Origin of the sequence: Mycobacterium sp., assembly GCF_049802695.1 — a bacterium.
In the GTDB taxonomy this organism is placed as follows: Bacteria; Actinomycetota; Actinomycetes; order Mycobacteriales; family Mycobacteriaceae; genus Mycobacterium.
Window position 1 is genome coordinate 1 of sequence record NZ_JBARMY010000051.1, and the last position, 1,836, is coordinate 1,836.

A 1,836-nucleotide genomic window follows, 5' to 3' on the forward strand; every position below is an offset into this window, starting at 1 on the left:
GCCCTGGCCCTCGAACGCCGACAGCGGTCCGCGGCGATGGTCGCTGTCCGCGACGAGGTCACCGCGCTGGAAACGCGGATCGGCGCGCTCACCGAGTCGTTGCACCGCGACGAGCTGGCCAAAGCGCAGGCGGCGCTGCGCATCGAGCAGCTCGAACAGATGGTGCTCGAGCAGTTCGGGATGGCTCCCGACGACCTGGTCGCCGAATACGGTCCGCAGATCCCGTTGCCGCCCAGCGAGCTCGAGGTGGCCGAGTACGAGCAGGCGCGGGAACGCGGTGAGCAGGTGATCGCACCGGCACCGATGCCGTTCGACCGGCCGACCCAGGAGCGTCGCGCCAAGCGCGCCGATCGCGAACTGACCGAACTCGGCAGGGTCAATCCGCTGGCACTGGAGGAGTTCGCCGCGCTGGAGGAACGCTACAACTTCCTGGCCAACCAGCTCGAAGACGTCAAGGCCGCTCGCAAAGACCTATTGCACGTCGTCGCCGACGTCGACGCCCGCATTCTGCAGGTGTTCACCGACGCCTTCATCGACGTGGAACGGGAGTTCCGCGGAGTGTTCGAAGCGCTGTTCCCCGGCGGAGAAGGCCGGCTGAAGCTGACCGACCCCGACGACATGCTCACCACCGGCATCGAGGTGGAAGCCCGTCCACCCGGCAAGAAGGTCAAACGGCTGTCGCTGCTGTCCGGCGGTGAGAAGTCGCTGACCGCCGTGGCGATGTTGGTGGCGATCTTCCGCGCCCGGCCGTCGCCGTTCTACATCATGGACGAGGTGGAGGCGGCGCTGGACGACGTGAACCTGCGGCGCCTGCTGGGGTTGTTCGAGCTGCTGCGCACCCGGTCGCAGCTGATTGTCATCACCCACCAGAAGCCGACCATGGAAGTGGCCGACGCTCTTTACGGCATGACGATGCAGGACGACGGCATCACCGCGGTGATCTCGCAGCGGATGCGTGGACAACCGGTGGATCAGCTGGTCAGCAGTTCTCGATAGCGAGGAGTAATTCGTGCCCGACGCAGTGTGGATCGGCCTCGCGGTCGCCGCGGTTCTGATTGTCGTCGTGGCGTTGGTGCTCGGTCTGATGCGCTACCGCCGCCGGCGGATCAGCCTGAGCACCCGTCCCCAGACCAGCACCCTGGACCGCTCCGGCGGCTACACCACCTCGTCCGGCATCACGTTCAGCCAGACGTCCGGCCAGACCCTGCCGGTCGCCGAGCCAGTCGCCGAGCCGGTCCCGGAGACCATTCCCGACGTGGCGCTGCCCGAACCCGACCTCGTCGCACCGGCGGAAGACGCACCCGCCGCACCGCCCGCACCGCCTGCACCGCCTCAGCCGGCAGCCCCGGAAGTCGAAGAGATCGCGCCGCCGGAGGGCCGACTGGAACGACTCCGCGGCCGGCTGGCCCGTTCGCAGAACACGCTGGGCCGCAGCATGCTCGGCCTGATCGGCGGCGGCGACCTGGACGAAGACTCCTGGCAGGACGTCGAGGACACCCTGCTCATCGCCGACCTCGGGCCGACGGCCACCACATCGGTAGTGACCCAACTGCGCAGTCGGCTGGCCAGCGGGACTGTCCGCACCGAGGCCGACGCCCGCGCCGTGCTGCGCGACGTCCTGATCACCGAGCTGCAACCAGAGCTGGACCGCTCGATTCGCGCCCTGCCGCACGCCGATCATCCCTCGGTGCTGCTGATCGTCGGCGTCAACGGCACCGGGAAAACCACCACCGTCGGAAAGCTGGCGCGGGTGCTTGTCGCCGACGGCCGCCGCGTCGTACTGGGCGCGGCGGACACCTTCCGCGCCGCCGCCGCGGATCAGCTGCAAACCTGGGC

At 68.8% G+C, this 1,836-nt stretch carries 2 protein-coding genes; both read left to right on the top strand.

Annotation, left to right across the window (positions count from 1 at the left end):
- On the top strand, positions 1–996 hold a 996-nt coding region (locus WA317_RS02090; protein ID WP_425171463.1), incomplete at its 5' end, for an AAA family ATPase.
- A gap of 13 nt (positions 997–1,009) precedes the next feature.
- Positions 1,010–1,836, top strand: an 827-nt coding sequence (locus tag WA317_RS02095; protein ID WP_425171464.1) for a signal recognition particle receptor subunit alpha, incomplete at its 3' end; no start/stop codon positions are given.